This is a genomic window from Streptomyces sp. NPDC031265 (genome assembly GCF_055570295.1).
Genome location: NZ_JBVIHM010000001.1, coordinates 593,250 through 607,631, shown reverse-complemented (window position 1 = coordinate 607,631; position 14,382 = coordinate 593,250). Strand labels below are relative to the sequence as shown.

11 protein-coding genes are annotated in these 14,382 nt (G+C 73.4%); 6 read left to right on the top strand and 5 right to left on the bottom strand.

All coding sequences use genetic code 11. The annotated features are described in order from the left end of the window. Nucleotides 1-111: 111 nt before the first annotated feature. Nucleotides 112-2,529, top strand: coding sequence for an HAD-IC family P-type ATPase (locus ACZ499_RS02935; RefSeq protein WP_468671539.1), 2,418 nt, complete (start codon nucleotides 112-114; stop codon nucleotides 2,527-2,529). A 494-nt stretch (nucleotides 2,530-3,023) separates the two neighbouring features. Here ACZ499_RS02935 and ACZ499_RS02930 read toward each other — a convergent pair whose 3' ends face one another. Beyond that, nucleotides 3,024-6,122 (bottom strand): sacsin N-terminal ATP-binding-like domain-containing protein, encoded by a 3,099-nt coding sequence (locus ACZ499_RS02930; protein WP_468672076.1) that lies wholly within the window; start codon nucleotides 6,120-6,122, stop codon nucleotides 3,024-3,026. Nucleotides 6,123-6,544: 422 nt separating this feature from the next. Next, a complete protein-coding gene (locus ACZ499_RS02925; protein WP_468671537.1) occupies nucleotides 6,545-7,456 on the bottom strand; it encodes a DUF3027 domain-containing protein in 912 nt (303 codons plus the stop codon). Between the two features lie 290 nt (nucleotides 7,457-7,746). Between ACZ499_RS02925 and ACZ499_RS02920 the strand changes: the two genes are divergently transcribed. The 4 genes from ACZ499_RS02920 to ACZ499_RS02905 are packed head-to-tail and all read left to right on the top strand — an operon-like array spanning nucleotide 7,747 to nucleotide 11,150. Continuing rightward, a complete protein-coding gene (locus ACZ499_RS02920) occupies nucleotides 7,747-9,093 on the top strand; it encodes an MFS transporter (RefSeq protein ID WP_468671535.1) in 1,347 nt (448 codons plus the stop codon). Nucleotides 9,094-9,120: 27 nt separating this feature from the next. After that, nucleotides 9,121-9,615 (top strand): DUF2771 domain-containing protein, encoded by a 495-nt coding sequence (locus ACZ499_RS02915; protein ID WP_468671533.1) that lies wholly within the window; start codon nucleotides 9,121-9,123, stop codon nucleotides 9,613-9,615. A gap of 13 nt (nucleotides 9,616-9,628) precedes the next feature. Continuing rightward, nucleotides 9,629-10,300 (top strand): futalosine hydrolase, encoded by a 672-nt coding sequence (locus ACZ499_RS02910; protein WP_468671531.1) that lies wholly within the window; start codon nucleotides 9,629-9,631, stop codon nucleotides 10,298-10,300. Then, nucleotides 10,293-11,150: a 1,4-dihydroxy-6-naphthoate synthase gene (locus ACZ499_RS02905; protein WP_468671528.1), complete on the top strand. Its 858-nt coding sequence runs from the start codon at nucleotides 10,293-10,295 to the stop codon at nucleotides 11,148-11,150. The genes ACZ499_RS02910 and ACZ499_RS02905 overlap by 8 nt, the downstream gene beginning before the upstream one ends. Before the next feature lie 4 nt (nucleotides 11,151-11,154). Here ACZ499_RS02905 and ACZ499_RS02900 read toward each other — a convergent pair whose 3' ends face one another. Then, on the bottom strand, nucleotides 11,155-11,538 hold the full coding sequence (locus ACZ499_RS02900; protein ID WP_067162767.1) for a cold-shock protein: 384 nt from the start codon (nucleotides 11,536-11,538) through the stop codon (nucleotides 11,155-11,157). Between the two features lie 172 nt (nucleotides 11,539-11,710). Between ACZ499_RS02900 and ACZ499_RS02895 the strand changes: the two genes are divergently transcribed. Beyond that, complete coding sequence (locus ACZ499_RS02895; protein ID WP_385826723.1) at nucleotides 11,711-11,971, top strand: hypothetical protein; 261 nt, start codon at nucleotides 11,711-11,713, stop codon at nucleotides 11,969-11,971. On the opposite strand, the gene ACZ499_RS02890 is transcribed toward ACZ499_RS02895, so the two are convergent. After that, nucleotides 11,968-12,666 (bottom strand): HAD family hydrolase, encoded by a 699-nt coding sequence (locus ACZ499_RS02890; RefSeq protein WP_468671522.1) that lies wholly within the window; start codon nucleotides 12,664-12,666, stop codon nucleotides 11,968-11,970. The genes ACZ499_RS02895 and ACZ499_RS02890 overlap by 4 nt on opposite strands. A 643-nt stretch (nucleotides 12,667-13,309) precedes the next feature. Further along, the gene (locus ACZ499_RS02885; protein ID WP_468671520.1) at nucleotides 13,310-14,323 is read right to left on the bottom strand and encodes a hypothetical protein; all 1,014 of its coding nucleotides are present in this window, start codon (nucleotides 14,321-14,323) and stop codon (nucleotides 13,310-13,312) included. Between the last annotated feature and the right edge of the window lie 59 nt (nucleotides 14,324-14,382).

Sequence of the window (14,382 nt, the reverse complement as noted above, 5' to 3'; positions counted from 1 at the left end):
GGAGTCGCTCCCTCCCCGCATACCGCCACAGGACCATTCGTCTCCTCCCTTGGTCTGATGTTCGAGGTTCCCGGCAGGTGAACCGGGAATTCCCCCCGTACCGTCGAAAACATGACGCAGCGCGCCAATATCGACGCCGGGGCGGAACTCGACCCCGTCCACCCCGTGCCGCCGCCCGTGGCGTCCGGCCGGGCCACCGGTCTGACCACCGCCGAAGTCGCCGAACGCGTCGCCCGGGGCGAGGTCAACGACGTACCGGTCCGCAGCAGCCGCTCCACCGCCGAGATCGTCCGCGCCAACGTCTTCACCCGCTTCAACGCGATCATCGGCGTCCTCTGGCTGATCATGCTCTTCGTGGCGCCGCTCCAGGACAGCCTCTTCGGCTTCGTGATCATCGCCAACACGGGCATCGGCATCATCCAGGAGCTGCGCGCCAAGAAGACCCTGGACGGGCTCGCGGTCATCGGCGAGGCCAAGCCGACGGTCCGGCGCGACGGGGTCGCCGCCGAGATCTCCACCTCCGAGATCGTCCTCGGCGACCTGGTCGAACTCGGCCCCGGCGACAAGGTGGTGGTCGACGGCGAGGTGGTGGAGACCGACGGCCTCGAAGTCGACGAGTCGCTGCTCACCGGCGAGGCCGACCCCCTGCTGAAGAAGCCCGGCGACCGGATGATGTCCGGGTCGTTCGTGGTCGCGGGCGGCGGCGCGTTCACCGCGACCAAGGTCGGGCGAGAGGCGTACGCGGCGCAGCTCGCGGAGGAGGCCAGCCGCTTCACGCTGGTCCACTCCGAACTGCGCTCGGGCATCTCGATGATCCTCAAGTACGTGACGTGGCTGATGATCCCGACCTCCATAGGCCTCGTGATCAGCCAGCTCGTGGTCAAGGACGACCACTTCAAGCAGTCCGTGGCGTACACCGTGGGCGGCATCGTCCCGATGATCCCCGAGGGGCTTGTCCTGCTGACCTCGGTGGCCTTCGCGATCGGGGTGATCCGGCTCGGCCGCAAACAGTGCCTGGTGCAGGAGCTCCCGGCGATCGAGGGCCTCGCGCGCGTGGACGTGGTGTGCCTCGACAAGACGGGCACGCTCACCGAGGGCGGCATGGACGTCACGGAACTGCGGCCGCTGGGAGGCGCGGAGGAGGCGTACATACGCAAGGTCCTCGGCGCGCTGGGTGAGTCCGACCCGCGCCCGAACGCGTCCCTGCAGGCGATCATCGACGCGTATCCGGACAGCGAGGAGTGGCGGTGCAGGGAGTCGCTGCCGTTCTCCTCGGCGCGCAAGTACAGCGGCGCGGCGTTCAGCGAGGGCGACGGGGAGAACTCGACGTGGCTGCTGGGTGCGCCGGACGTACTGCTGCCGCCGGGCGACCCGTCGCTGGCGGAGATCGACGGGCTGAACGAGCAGGGTCTACGGGTCCTGCTGCTTGCCCGGGCCCGCCGCGAGCTGGACGACCCGCAGGTCGCGGCGGACGCGCGCGCGACGGCGCTGGTGGTCCTGGAACAGCGGCTGCGCCCCGACGCGGGGGAAACCCTGCGCTACTTCGAGGAGCAGAGCGTCCACGCGAAGGTCATCTCCGGTGACAACGCGGTGTCGGTGGGCGCGGTGGCGGGGAAGCTGGGCCTGCCGGGCGCGGAGAACACGGTGGACGCACGGCAGTTGCCGACGGACCGGGCGGAGATGGCGGGGGTCCTGGACTCACACGCGGTGTTCGGGCGCGTAACCCCCCAGCAGAAGCGGGACATGGTGGCGGCGCTCCAGTCGCGCGGGCACACGGTGGCGATGACGGGGGACGGCGTCAACGACGTACTGGCCCTGAAAGACGCGGACATCGGCGTCTCGATGGGGTCGGGCTCGGAGGCGACGCGGGCGGTGGCCCAGATCGTGCTGCTCAACAACAGCTTCGCCACGCTGCCGTCTGTGGTGGCGGAGGGGCGCCGGGTGATCGGCAACATCACGCGGGTGGCGACGCTGTTCCTGGTCAAGACGGTGTACTCGGTGCTGCTGGCTCTGCTCGTGGTGTGCACCCAGGTGGAATACCTGTTCCTGCCGCGCCACTTGACGCTGCTGTCCACGCTGACGATCGGTATCCCGGCGTTCTTCCTCGCCCTGGCGCCGAATACGGAACGGGCTCAGCCGCACTTCGTGCGGAGGGTGATGCGGTACGCCATCCCCGGCGGGGTGATCGCGGCGGTGACGACGTTCGCGACGTACTTGCTGGCGCGGCACTACTACGTCGGGGACGGCGCGCGGGAGGCGGAGACCAGCGCGGCGACCCTCACGTTGTTCCTGGTCTCGATGTGGGTCCTGGCGATCATCGCCCGCCCGTACACGTGGTGGCGGATCTGCCTGGTGCTGTCGATGGGCGCGGCGTTCCTCCTGGTCCTGGCGGTCCCGGGGCTCCAGTCGTTCTTCGCGCTGAAGCTGGTCGGGACGACGTTGCCGTGGGCTGCGGTGGGGATCGCGGGGTTGGGGGCGGTGGGTTTGGAGTTCGCGTGGAGGTGGGTGGACCGGAGGGTCGCGGCGTAGCCGTTTCGGGGGACGCTTTCGACTGCGGGCCGGCGCGTGGCCGGCCGCGCCCCTTTTTGGCCCGGGGTTCGTCTGCGGGTTCGGTGAGGGCTGAGCGCGCCCCTTCAGGCCCGGCGTTCGTCTGCGGGTTCGGTGGAGGCTGGGCGCGCAGTTCCCCGCGCCCCTTCAGGCAGAACGGGGATCGGGCACATTTCAGCCCCTCCGGCGTTTGCGGAGCGGGGGGCAGGGAGCGAAGCTCCCGCCCTTCAGGGGCGCGGGGAACTGCGCGACCAGCCACAGACGACCCGCAGACGAACGGGTCCGGGGCGGAGCCCAGTCGCAGGGTGCAGGGGCCGCAGGCCCCGCCCAGGGGTGCAGGGGCCGCAGGCCCCGCCAGGGGTGCACGGGGCGGAGCCCCCGCCCAGGGGTCCGGGGGCGCAGCCCCTGGGAAACCCACCTCAACCCCCACCCACCCCCGGAGGGTTTAGGTGAAGGGGCGGGGTGGGGCCCAGGACCTAGTCGAACCAGCGCGCCCGCGCCAGTTCCGGCGTCCGGGACGGGTCCTCCAACAGCGCGGCCACCTCGAAGCGGCGCGGCCACTGGCCCGCCGCCCAGGCGAGGGCCGCCGCGACACCCTCCAGCGTCGCCGCGTGCACCGCCCCGTCAGGGGCCTGGCGCCAGTCCAGTTCGACCCCGCCCGCCAACAGCTCCTCGTGCTCGACGTACGTCGACGGCGTAGCAGAGCCCAGCAGGGTCCTGACCGCCTCCGGGACCTCGTGTTCGGTCCCGACCGACGTCACCTCCGCCGTCACCCACTCACCGAGACGCCGCACCTGGAGCAGCTCCGCGAGGTCGGCCGCACGCGAGGGGGCGACCGGGAGCAGCGGCACCCCGGACGTCAGCGGCAACAGGTCCGGCGTGTCCGCCACCACCGCGTCGCCCGCGTCCACCACCCGTACCTCCCCGTCCACGACCGCCCGCAGCTCGTCGGGGAGCGTCACCTGATCGGGGTCGAGGTCGGCCAGCGCCGTGTAGAGGGCGTGGAGTTGGGCGTCCGAGACCGGGCGGTCGGGGTCCGCGAGGCGGGCGAGGAGCTCGGCCGCGCCGCCGGGCTCGTCGAGGAGCGCCGCCACCGACGTACGTACGCCGAGGGCCCGCAGCACCTGCTCGTCTTCGAAGCCGGTCGCGTCGGCCGGCTCGTACAGACCGGCCAGCAGCGGATCGGACCCGGCCGCGCGCAGACCCGCCGGGCGGCGGCCGCCGAGGACGGGGTGGCCGCGCAGCCACCACGCCGTGTACGGGCGGACCGTCTCCGTCGTGCCGTCCGGCAGCAGGATCCGTACGGGCTGGGTCAGCGCGTCCCGCAGCGGCGGCCGGGCGAGCATCGCCAGCGCCTGCGGCCAGGCTTCGTCGTCGACGAGGTCCAGGTCCCGTACCGCCACGATCTCCGTCGCCACCGGCGGCACCGGCGTGTGCGGCAGCCGGTCGAGGACGTCCTCGCACCACACGTCGACCGCGTCGAGCAGCCCGGCGTCGTCGGGCTCGGCGAAGTCGCCGTCGCGGGGTTCCAGTTCGTCCGGGTCGAGGACGATGTCGGTGGCCCGGACCAGGGCGAAGGTCGCCAGCACACCGCAGGCGGCCAGCGGCTGCTCGCCCCAGCGGCCCGCGAGCTCCGCGTCGACCTCGGCGAGCTCGCCGGGGCGGATGACGGAGGCGAAGGGGCTGCCGGGCAGGACGAGTTCACCGGCGGGGGCGAGTTCGCCGTCCTCGTCGGTCAGGGCGAGCGCGCCGAGCCACGGCTCGTCGCCGGGCTCCAGGGCGGCGTCGCGTACCAACGCCAGTACGGTCTCGGCGAGTTCCTCGGCGTCGAGCGCGTCCTCGTCCCAGATCTCCGCGCCGTCGAGGGAGGCGGCGACGGCGGCCCGTACCTGGGGGGTCGTCAGGACGGCCCGGGGCGTGGCGGGCAGGGCGCCGAGCTTCTCCAGGAGGGGGTGCGTGGCGTCCGCGTGCGCGACCTTGAGACCCAGCCGGCCGAGGTCGGTGGGGGTGTGGGCCAGGGGCAGCAGGATCTGCCGGGGCCCGATGGCCGTACGCCCGTCCGCGAGCGGCACCGGCAGACCGGAGAGCCGGTCGGGGTCGACGCCGGCGAGGGTGTCGTAGAGCCGGTACCACCACTCGGGCGCGCGCTCGGCGCCGCCGATGCGCTCGATGGCGTCGCCGAGCGGCAGCCGCCCGACGCCGAGCGCACGCAGCTCGGCGCGGCGCTCAAGACCGGCGGGCAGCAGCGTGGGCAGCACCTCCGCGAGCACCTTCACGGTGTCGGCGCCCGCCCCCTCCACGACCTCGGCCTCGAACGGCCGCAGCGCGGGCAGCTCTTCGGACGGCACGGCCGGGGCGAGGAACGCGACCCGGGGCAGCCGCTCCAGGATCGCGGCGCGCAGCGCCCCGTCCAGCTCGCCCCGCCCGAGCGGGCCGGGCACGAGGTCGACGGTGCCGGTCGACACGGGCTGCCAGTCACCGAGCAGCCGGGCGTACGCGTCGGCGGCGCGCTCCACCAGGAAGTCCGTCAGCGGCCCCGGGGCGGGGTGGCGCCGGGCGGTGTCCAGCGGCAGCGACGCGATGAGCAGTGCGGGCACGCCGAGGGGTTCGTCGGTGGGGGTGGGAGCGTGGACGACGGGGGCGGTACGGGGCCGCTGAGGAGCACCGTCCAGGTCCACCGGCACGGCCCAGGTGACCGACCAGTGCGGCCGCAACCGCTCCTCGACGGGCCGGTCGGCGAGGAGTTCGGCGCCGAGGGCCCCACTGTCGCTGACGACCCGCCAGCGGTTGAGCCCCTCCCGGGTGTCATCGATGTGGACGTACCCGTCCTGCTCGGAGCGGCGCAACACGCGCGAGCCGTCCGGGGTTTCGACGATGACCTCGACGAGGCCGGGGAGGGTGAGGAGCAGTGCGTCGTCGACGGCGGCGAGAAGCCGCAGTACGAGATCCTCGGCGGGCTCGTCCCGCAGGGGCAGGACAACGACGGTGTCGTACCCGTCGGGTGCCGACCCCTCGGCGGGCAGGGGGAGCCTCAGCAGGGGTACGTGGCCGTCGCGGCGGCGCAGTTCGTCCCCGAGGCCGGGGCTGAAGCGGGCGGCCTCGGCGGCCAGATCCCGCGCCTCGGCCAGCGACCAGCGGACGCCGCCGGTGCGGCCGACGACGGCGGGTTCGTCGCTGACGGCGAGGACGGCGGCGAACCCGACGCCGAACCGTCCGACGGCGGTGCCGGCGTCGCGCCGCTTGGCGGAGGCGCGGAGGGTGGAGAGCGACTCCACACCCGTGGCGTCGAGGGGCGTGCCCGTGTTGGCGGCAGCGAGGACGGGCTGTTCGCCGGGGGCGCCGGGGTGGAGGGTCAGCCTGAGCCGCCCGGGCACGCCTGCGCGTGCGGCGGCATCAGCGGCATTCTGGGCCAGCTCCACGACGAGCCGGTCCCGGTACCCGCCAAGGGCGAGGTCCTCCTCGGCGTTGGCGTCCTCGCGGAAGCGCGCTGGGGCGGCGGCCCAGGTGTCGATGACCCCGCGCCGGAGTCGCCCCGTCCCGAAGGGGTCGGCCCCTTCGACCGCCGTCGCCTTCACGATCACGCCGTACCCCGCTTCTGCGAAAGTTGAACCTTGGGGGCCGAAGGTACCGCGTCCCGCCCAACGGGGCTGCGCCCCTGTCTCGGCCCGGGCATTGTCTGCAGGCCGGTGGGGGCTGGTCGCGCAGTTCCCCGCGCCCCTTATGGCACCTCCAGCCCCTCCGGCGTGCAAGGAGCGGGGCCCGGGCAACTTCAGCCCCTGGGGGTCCCCCCTGGACGAAGTCCTTGGGGGAGTTTGAGGAGCGAGGTCCGGGGCGGAGCCCCGAAAGCGGGGTGCAGGGGCCGCAGGCCCCGCCCGGGGGTCCGGGGGCGCGGCCCCCGGGAGACCCGCCCTCACCCCCCACCCACCCCCGGAGGCCACGCGGCGGAGCCGCACATGTCACAGCGGGAACGGGCGGGGCGGGGGCCCAAGCCCCCGCATCACGAGTGGCCCAGGTCCTCCGCCCCCGCATCCCCCGCCACCTCGACCGACCCGCTGTCGGCAGAAGGGCGCAGGGAGAGGGCGTCGGAGCCCAGGGTGTCGAGGACCGGGGGGGACGGGCGGGGGGGCTTCGGCATGACCGCCGCCTCCGAGTGGCCCCCGCAGCCGTAAGCCAGCGACACGACATGCCCGTCCGCCGGACCGAATTCGTTCGCGCAGATACCGAAGGCCTGGCGGAGCGATCCCTCAAGCGGGACCAGGAAGGCGCAGGTGACGCAGGACGCCGGGGCCGCCTGCGCCATCGGGGTCTTCGCGCCGAACGACTCGTCCCAGCGGTCCGCCGCCGCGTACAGGCCGTAGCGGGACAGCACGCGGGCCCGGCGCATGCCGAGCTCCTCGGCCAGCGCCGCGACCGAGCCGCGCGAGGTGCCCGGCGGCCGGGCCACCAGCTCCGCGTCCTCCGCCTCGACCCGCTCGGCCATCTCCTCGGAGACGGCGGAGTTGGGCGGCGGGGCGTCCTCGCCGCTGTAGCCGGGCTCCAGGCGCAGGTCGTCAGCCTCGGTGGGGAGGAGGTCGCCCGGGCCCATGTCACCCGGGCGCAGGCGCTCGCTCCACGGCACCCATTCGGGCGCCATCAGCGCGTCCGGCCCGGGCAGCAGGACCGTCTCGTCGAGGGTGATCTGCTTCGCGCGGGAGGCCCGCGCGACGGTCACCGCCCAGCGCCAGCCCCGGTACCCCGGATCCTTGCACTCGAAGAAGTGCGTGACGACCCGGTCGCCCTCGGCTACCGCCGATACGTGCTCTCCGACCACGCCGGGGTGCGCGGCCTCCTCGGCAGCCTCCCGGGCGAGGTCGACCGCTTCGGCGCACAGGCGGTCGGGGGTACGGCTTCGCGTCGTCGCAGCACTCACAGGTCTCGCTTCTCTCCTACGCCGTCTCACGGGTGCGCCGAGGACCGCGTACGTACGAGTCGCGAACGGAGCGGACCAAAGGGCCGCGTCGACGTCCGCGCCCGGGCCGTGAACTGTCAGGGGCGCGCCTTCTGCTATCCATTCTGCGGGATCGCGGAGAGGCGCGCGGCCATGAGCAGCCGCGGGCGGCGCGCCTGTCACGCTACCCCCTTCGTGGCCCGTGGCCCACCTGCCGGTCCGAATCCCCGTCGGTACGTCATGGTCGGGCGGGGTTGGGGCACTATGACTGGGTGGCTACCGTAAGGTCCACCGACAAGGCCAGTCCCCTCCGCAGGGCGGGGCGGACGGTCGGCCGAGCGCTGCACAGGCCCATCACGGGCCCCGCCCGTTCCATCAGAAGGGCGACGCACGCGCACGGCGCCGGTGAGTCGGGCCTGGGCAAGCTCATCGAGCTGCACGCGGTGAACGGCGCGGGTGACGTGATGATCACCGTGGCCCTGGCGTCCACCGTCTTCTTCTCCGTCCCGACCGATCAGGCCCGCGGCCGGGTCGCGCTGTACCTGGCGATCACGATGGCCCCGTTCACCCTCCTGGCCCCCGTGATCGGCCCGCTGCTCGACCGGATGCCGCACGGCCGGCGCGCCGCGATGGCGGGCGCGATGCTCGCGCGGGCGCTGCTGGCGCTCACCATGTCGGGCGCGGTGGCCACCGGCGGCCTGGAGCTGTATCCGGCGGCGCTCGGCGTCCTGGTGGCGTCGAAGGCGTACGGAGTGGTGCGCAGCGCGGTCGTGCCCCGGCTGCTGCCACCACGGTTCTCGCTGGTCAAAGCCAATTCGCGAGTCACACTCGCGGGGCTGCTCGCGACGGCCGCGGCGGCCCCGATCGGCGCGGGGCTGCAGCACGTCGGGCCCCAGTGGCCGCTTTATGGGGCGTTCTGTGTCTTCGTGGCGGGCACCTTCCTGGCGTTCACGCTGGACCACAAGGTGGACTCCGCCAAGGGGGAGCGCAAGGCGCAGCTGGTCGACCACGGCGGGCGCAAACCGGGACTGCGCACGGTCGGCTCGTCCGTGCAGAACGGGCTGATCGCCAACGCGGCCCTGCGCTCCCTCTCCGGTTTCCTGATCTTCTTCCTTGCGTTCCTGCTGCGCGAGCACCCGCTGGCCGGGCAGAGCGCCGCCGTCTCGCTCGGCGTGGTCGGCGTCTCGGCGGGCGTCGGCAACGCGCTGGGCACGGCGGCGGGCTCGATGCTGCGCTCCCGGGGCCCGGAGATCATCATCGTGATGGCGCTGATGACCGCGCTCGGCGCGTCGGTGTGCGCGGCGGTGTTCTTCAGCGGGGTACTGATGGCGGTGCTCGGCGCGACCGCCGGGTTCACCCAGGCGCTGGCGAAGCTGTCCCTGGACGCGATGCTCCAGCGCGATGTGCCCGAGGAGGTGCGGACCTCCGCGTTCGCGCGCTCGGAGACCGTGCTCCAGATGTCGTGGGTGCTCGGCGGTGCCATAGGGATCGTCCTGCCGCTGAACGGAGTGGTCGGGATGTCGGTCGCGGCGGGGCTGCTCGGGGTCGGCGCGGCCACGTCCGTACGAGGGCTGCTGAGCTCCGCGCGGCGCGGCACGCCACACCCGCGCGTGGCGTGATCTCGGCGGACCGATAGCCTTCGGCTCATGACCGTTGCGTTCACCTCTGGTAAGGCCCGTCGGGCCGGCATCGCCCTGGGCGCTGTCTCCGCCGGACTCCTCGTCCTCTCCGCCTGCGACAAGCCGACGCCCCTCGCGACCGTGACCGTCGGGACGACTTCGGTGAACGCCGAGGCCTCCTGCCGCGACGACGGCAAGGTGCTGACCGACGAAGAGGTCACGACCTGCCTCAGCGCCGTGAAGACGTCGAAGACCATCGACTACTCGCCGGGCTCGACCCTGCGGCTCGGCGTGGACCCGGACGTCGTGGAGCACGGTGACAAGTGGGTCGCCGTCCTCGACGGCAACCCGATCACCGAGCCGTCCAACAAGACGTACCGCTCGTTCCCGAACGCGGACGTCTTCGCGACGGGCGGGCAGGGCGCCGTGCCCAAGACCAAGAAGATCAACATCATTCAGGTCAACGACAAGAACAAGCCCAAGTCGGTGTGGAGCTTCACGCTCAAGCGCGACGACAGCTGAGACGACGGCTGACATGCGCGTCCTCGTCGTGACCGCCGTCCCCGTCGAACGGGACGCGGTCACGAGGGCGTGCCCGGCCGGCTTCGACGTCCTCGTCGGCGGGGTCGGCCCCGCCGCGGTGGCGGCCGCCACCGCGGCCGCGCTCGCCCTCCCCCAAGCTCTCAAGGAGCAGGGGGGACCCCCGTCCCCTTACGACCTCGTCGTCTCCGCCGGGATCGGGGGCGGGTTCCAGCCCGTCGCGCCCGTCGGCGGGCTCGTGGTCGCCTCCCGGATCGTCGCCGCCGACCTCGGCGCCGACACGCCCGACGGCTATCTGGATGTCGAGGCGCTCGGGTTCGGGCGCTCAGCGCACCTGCCGCCGCAGCGGCTCGGCCGGGCGATCGCCGATGCCACCGGGGCCGCGTACGGTCCCGTCCTCACCGTCTCCACCGTCACCGGCACCGCCGCCCGCGCCGCCGAGCTCACCGCCCGCCACCCCGGCGCCGCCGCCGAGGCGATGGAGGGGTTCGGGGTCGCGGAGGCGGCGGCGCAGCAGGGTGTGCCCGTCGTGGAGATCCGGGCGGTCTCCAACGCCGTGGGGCCGCGCGACCGTTCCGCCTGGCGGATCGGGGACGCGCTCGGCGCACTCAGCGACGCTTTCGGGAAGCTCCCGCCCGTACTGGAGAGTTGGAACGGTCATGACTGAGCCGCTGCGCATCGCCTTCTCGCCCTGCCCCAACGACACGTTCGTCTTCGACGCCTGGGCGCACGGCCTCGTCCCCGGCGCGCCGGACATCGACGTCACCTTCGCGGACATCGACATCACCAACGGCATCGCCGAACGAGGTCCGGGCGAGAACGACTTCGACGTGCTGAAGGTGTCGTACGCCGTACTGCCATGGGTCCTTGAGGACTACGCCCTGCTGCCCTGCGGCGGCGCGCTGGGGCGCGGCTGCGGCCCGTTGGTCCTCACCCGCGAGCCGGGCGTGGACCTCACCGGCAAGACGGTCGCCGTGCCGAGCGAGCGCTCGACGGCGTATCTGCTCTTCCGGCTGTGGGCCGCCGATGTGGTGCCCGGCGGGGTCGGCAAGGTCGTCGTGATGCCGTTCCACGAGATCATGCCCGCCGTGCGCGACGGCAAGGTCGACGCCGGACTGGTCATCCACGAGGCCCGGTTCACCTATCAGGAGTACGGGCTGCACTCGCTGGCCGACATGGGCGAGCACTGGGAGTCCACGACCGGGCTGCCCATCCCGCTGGGCGCGATCATCGCCCGCCGGTCGCTGGGCGGCGCGAAGCTGCGCGAGCTGGCCGACGTCATCCGTACGTCCGTCCGCATGGCCTGGGACGATCCGGAGGCCTCCCGGCCGTACGTACGGGAGCATGCCCAGGAGATGGACCCGGCGGTGGCCGACCAGCACATCGGGCTCTACGTCAACGAGTTCACGCACGATCTGGGCGAGGACGGCTACGCGGCGGTGCGCGGGCTGCTGACGCGGGCCGCGGCCGAGGGTCTGGTGCCTCCGCTCGACCGCGACGCGCTCAGCTTCGTCTGACTGCTCAGACGTCGAGCTGGTCGGCCACCGCCCGCAGCAGTCCGGCGATCTTCTTGCCCGCCGCCTTGTCGGGGTAGCGGCCGCGCTCCAGCATCGGCGTGATGTTCTCAAGCAGCGTGGTCAGGTCCTGGACGATGGAGGCCAGTTCGTCGGGCTTGCGGCGCTGGGCCGCCGCGACCGAGGGCGCCGGGTCGAGGACCGTCACCGAGAGAGCCTGGTCACCGCGCTGGCCCGCCACGACGCCGAATTCCACGCGCTGGCCGGGCTTGAGTGTCTCCACTCCGGAGGGGAGCACTGACGAGTGCACGAAGACGTCGCCGCCGTCGTCGCGGGAGAGAAAGCCGAAGCCCTTCTCGCTGTTGAACCATTTGACCTTGCCGGTAGGCACGTCTGTCCTCGTCCTCGTACTCGTCGTCGGGTGCGCGGGTCGCCGCGGAAAACGGCTCTGGATAGCACTGCAGCGGGTCGCCTTCGGACCCGCCGACACAAGGCTAATGGTCCAGAGGCTGCTGACAAGACGTCCCGGCAGGTCCTTACGGGCAGGGAACTACCCTGACCGAGTGAGTAACGAAACCCAAGCGAATTCGGCCAGGAACGAGTCGAACACCGGGGACCGGCTGGTTCGCGCCGGTGTCATCGTCTTCTTCGTCGGCGCGCTCGCCACGCTGGTCACGGTGGCGCCGCTGTTCCTGCACACGACACCGTTCCCGCCCATCGCGTACGCGGTGTGCATGCTGATGGGCGTCGGCTTCCTGATGGCCGGGGCGGGCGTGGTGACGTCGGTGTCGGCACAGCGCCGCGCGGAGCGCCCGACGGGCTAGGGCCTGTCGTCACATTCCCGTCGTCCCCCGCAGGGCGGCCCCGCGGCGTCTTTTGACGACAGGCCCGAGAGGCCGCCCACGTACGTCTTCCACCACGGGCGGAACCGCGTGAGGTCGGCGAGGAGTACGTCCGCGCCGGCCTCGCGCAGCTCGTCCGCGCCGATGGGGCCGGTCGGCACGGCCACCGAGAGCGCGCCGGCGGTGTGCGCGCCGCGTACGTCGCCGGTGTGGTCGCCGACGTACACCGAGGCGCCGTGCGCGCGCAGCGCCTCCGCCTTGGCCTCGGCCCACAGCCCGCCGATCAGCTCGTCGGGCTCCAGCCCGAGGTGGGTGAGGTGCAGGGCCGCCTGCGGCCGGTTCTTGGCGGTCACGACGATGGCGCGCCCGCCGAGCTCCTGGACGGCGCGGATCGCGTCGGCGGCGCCGGGGAGGGCGGGGGAGGGCTCGATGGCGTACGTGGCGTACAGCTCGCGGTAGCGCCCGACCATCTCCGGTATGCGCTCCTCGGGGAACCAGTGGCTCAGCTCCCACTCCAGCGGCGGGCCCAGCCGGCTGACGGCGGCGTCGGCGTCGATGTGGGTGCGGGTGTCCGCGGACAGGCGGAGGTAGCAGGCGTGGATGCCGGGGCGGGAGTCGATGAGGGTCATGTCGAGGTCGAACCCGACGGTGGGGGTCTGCGAAGCCATGCCCCCCATTGTGGGGTCCGCCCCCGCCCCGCCCCTTCCCGCTGTGGCATCTACGGCTCCGCCGCGTGGCCTCCGGGGGTGGGCGGGGGCTGAGGCTCCTTTCCCGGGGGCTGCGCCCCCGGCCCCCCGTTCGTGTGCGGGTCCGGTGGGGGCTGGTCGCGCAGTTCCCCGCGCCCCTTCTTCGCCCGGTGCTTGTCTGCGGGTTGTCTGTGGCTGATCGCGCAGTTCCCCGCGCCCCTGAAGGCACCTCCAGCCCCTGGGGGTCCCCCCTGGACGAAGTCCTTGGGGGAGTTTGAGGAGCGGGGTCCGGGGCGGAGCCCCGAAGCGGGGGCGGGGGCGCAGCCCCGGCGGGGGTAACGGGGGGAAAGCCCCCGTGAGCGGGTGCAGGGGCAGCAGGACCCGCAAGGGGGTGCAGGGGCGCAGACCCGAAAGCGGGGTGCAGGGGCGCAGACCCGCTGGGGGTCTGGGGGCGCAGACCCCAGGGGAACCCACCCACCTCACCTCCCCCCACCGCGCAGGGGCGCAGACCCGAAAGCGGGGTGCAGGGGCGCAGCCCCGCTGGGGGTCTGGGGGCGCGGCCCCCAGGGGAACCCACCCACCTCACCTCCCCCCACCCCCGGAGGGTTACGGGAAGGGGCGGGGTGGGGAAAAATCAGCGGTGCCGCTGCGAGCGCCACGTCAGGAACGCCGCCGACGACAGCGCAGCCGCCCGCACCACCCACGGCCACACCCCCGCCACCGCATCCCCCATCGCCCCCTCGGCGATCGGCGTGCCCCAGCGCTCGTTCTGGCGGCCCCACAGCCACACCAGGCCGCCGACCACCGCCAGGGACGGGAGACCCAGTACCGCCCACTTCGTCTCCGCGGGGGTCAGGCGGCGCGACACGTACGCCAGGAGCCAGCCCCCGCCCAGGGCGAGCCAGTTGCCCAGGACCGCGCCCGTCACCAGGAGCCCGGCCGCCAGCAGCAGAAGAGGGTTCGTCAGGGAGCGGCGGGGGGACTTCGCGGTCCCGCCCGGGAGCAGGGCCCGCCAGTTCAGGCCCTGGGGGGCCGCGGCGGGCTCCTCCTCCAGGGTCTCCTCGGGCTCCGAGACCTCCGCCTCCGACGCCGACGCCGACTCCGGCGGCCGCAGTATCTCCGGGATCTCCACCCCACCCACGAACCCCGCCACCGGCTCCCCCTGCATCCCGCCCATCCCGCCCAGCGGGCCCGGTTCGATCCGCCACCAGTCCGGTTCGCCGTCCGACGGGCCGAGTTCGTCCATTCCCGCCAGGTGGGGCGGGGACGCGGCCGTCTGCGGCGAAGGCGAGGGTGAAGGCGGGGGCGGCGACGACGCGCGCGGGCGGGGGAACGGGGCGCGGCGGCCCCGGCCGCCGTCCCGTTGCCCCGGCACGCCCCGCCCCGCCGTCTCCACGTCCGGCGGCGCCGCGTACGCACCGCCCGTCGTGACCGACTCCACCACCTCGTCCGGCGTACCGAGCCGCCCCAGGATGCGGCGCACCGCGGCCGGGGAGTCGCCGGCGAACTTCCCCCGCCTGCGGTCGATCTCGTCACGCAGCGTGGACACCAGCCGCATCCGTGCTGCCGAGGGCAGCTGCCGCTGCTGGGCCAGGTCGCCGACCCGGCTCAGATAGTCGTAGACAAGCTGGTCGCTCTCGATCCCCACACCGTTCCCCTCCGTGCCCCGCCGGGGCCCGCCGCCGCCTCCCTGCCCTGACGGTAGCG

Coding starts and splice junctions, on each gene's coding strand:
- ACZ499_RS02915 (WP_468671533.1), top strand. CDS start 9,121: ATGACCGTTGCGTTCACCTCTGGTAAGGCCCGTCGGGCCGGCATCGCC.
- ACZ499_RS02890 (WP_468671522.1), bottom strand. CDS start 12,666: ATGGGGGGCATGGCTTCGCAGACCCCCACCGTCGGGTTCGACCTCGAC.
- ACZ499_RS02910 (WP_468671531.1), top strand. CDS start 9,629: ATGCGCGTCCTCGTCGTGACCGCCGTCCCCGTCGAACGGGACGCGGTC.
- ACZ499_RS02905 (WP_468671528.1), top strand. CDS start 10,293: ATGACTGAGCCGCTGCGCATCGCCTTCTCGCCCTGCCCCAACGACACG.
- ACZ499_RS02935 (WP_468671539.1), top strand. CDS start 112: ATGACGCAGCGCGCCAATATCGACGCCGGGGCGGAACTCGACCCCGTC.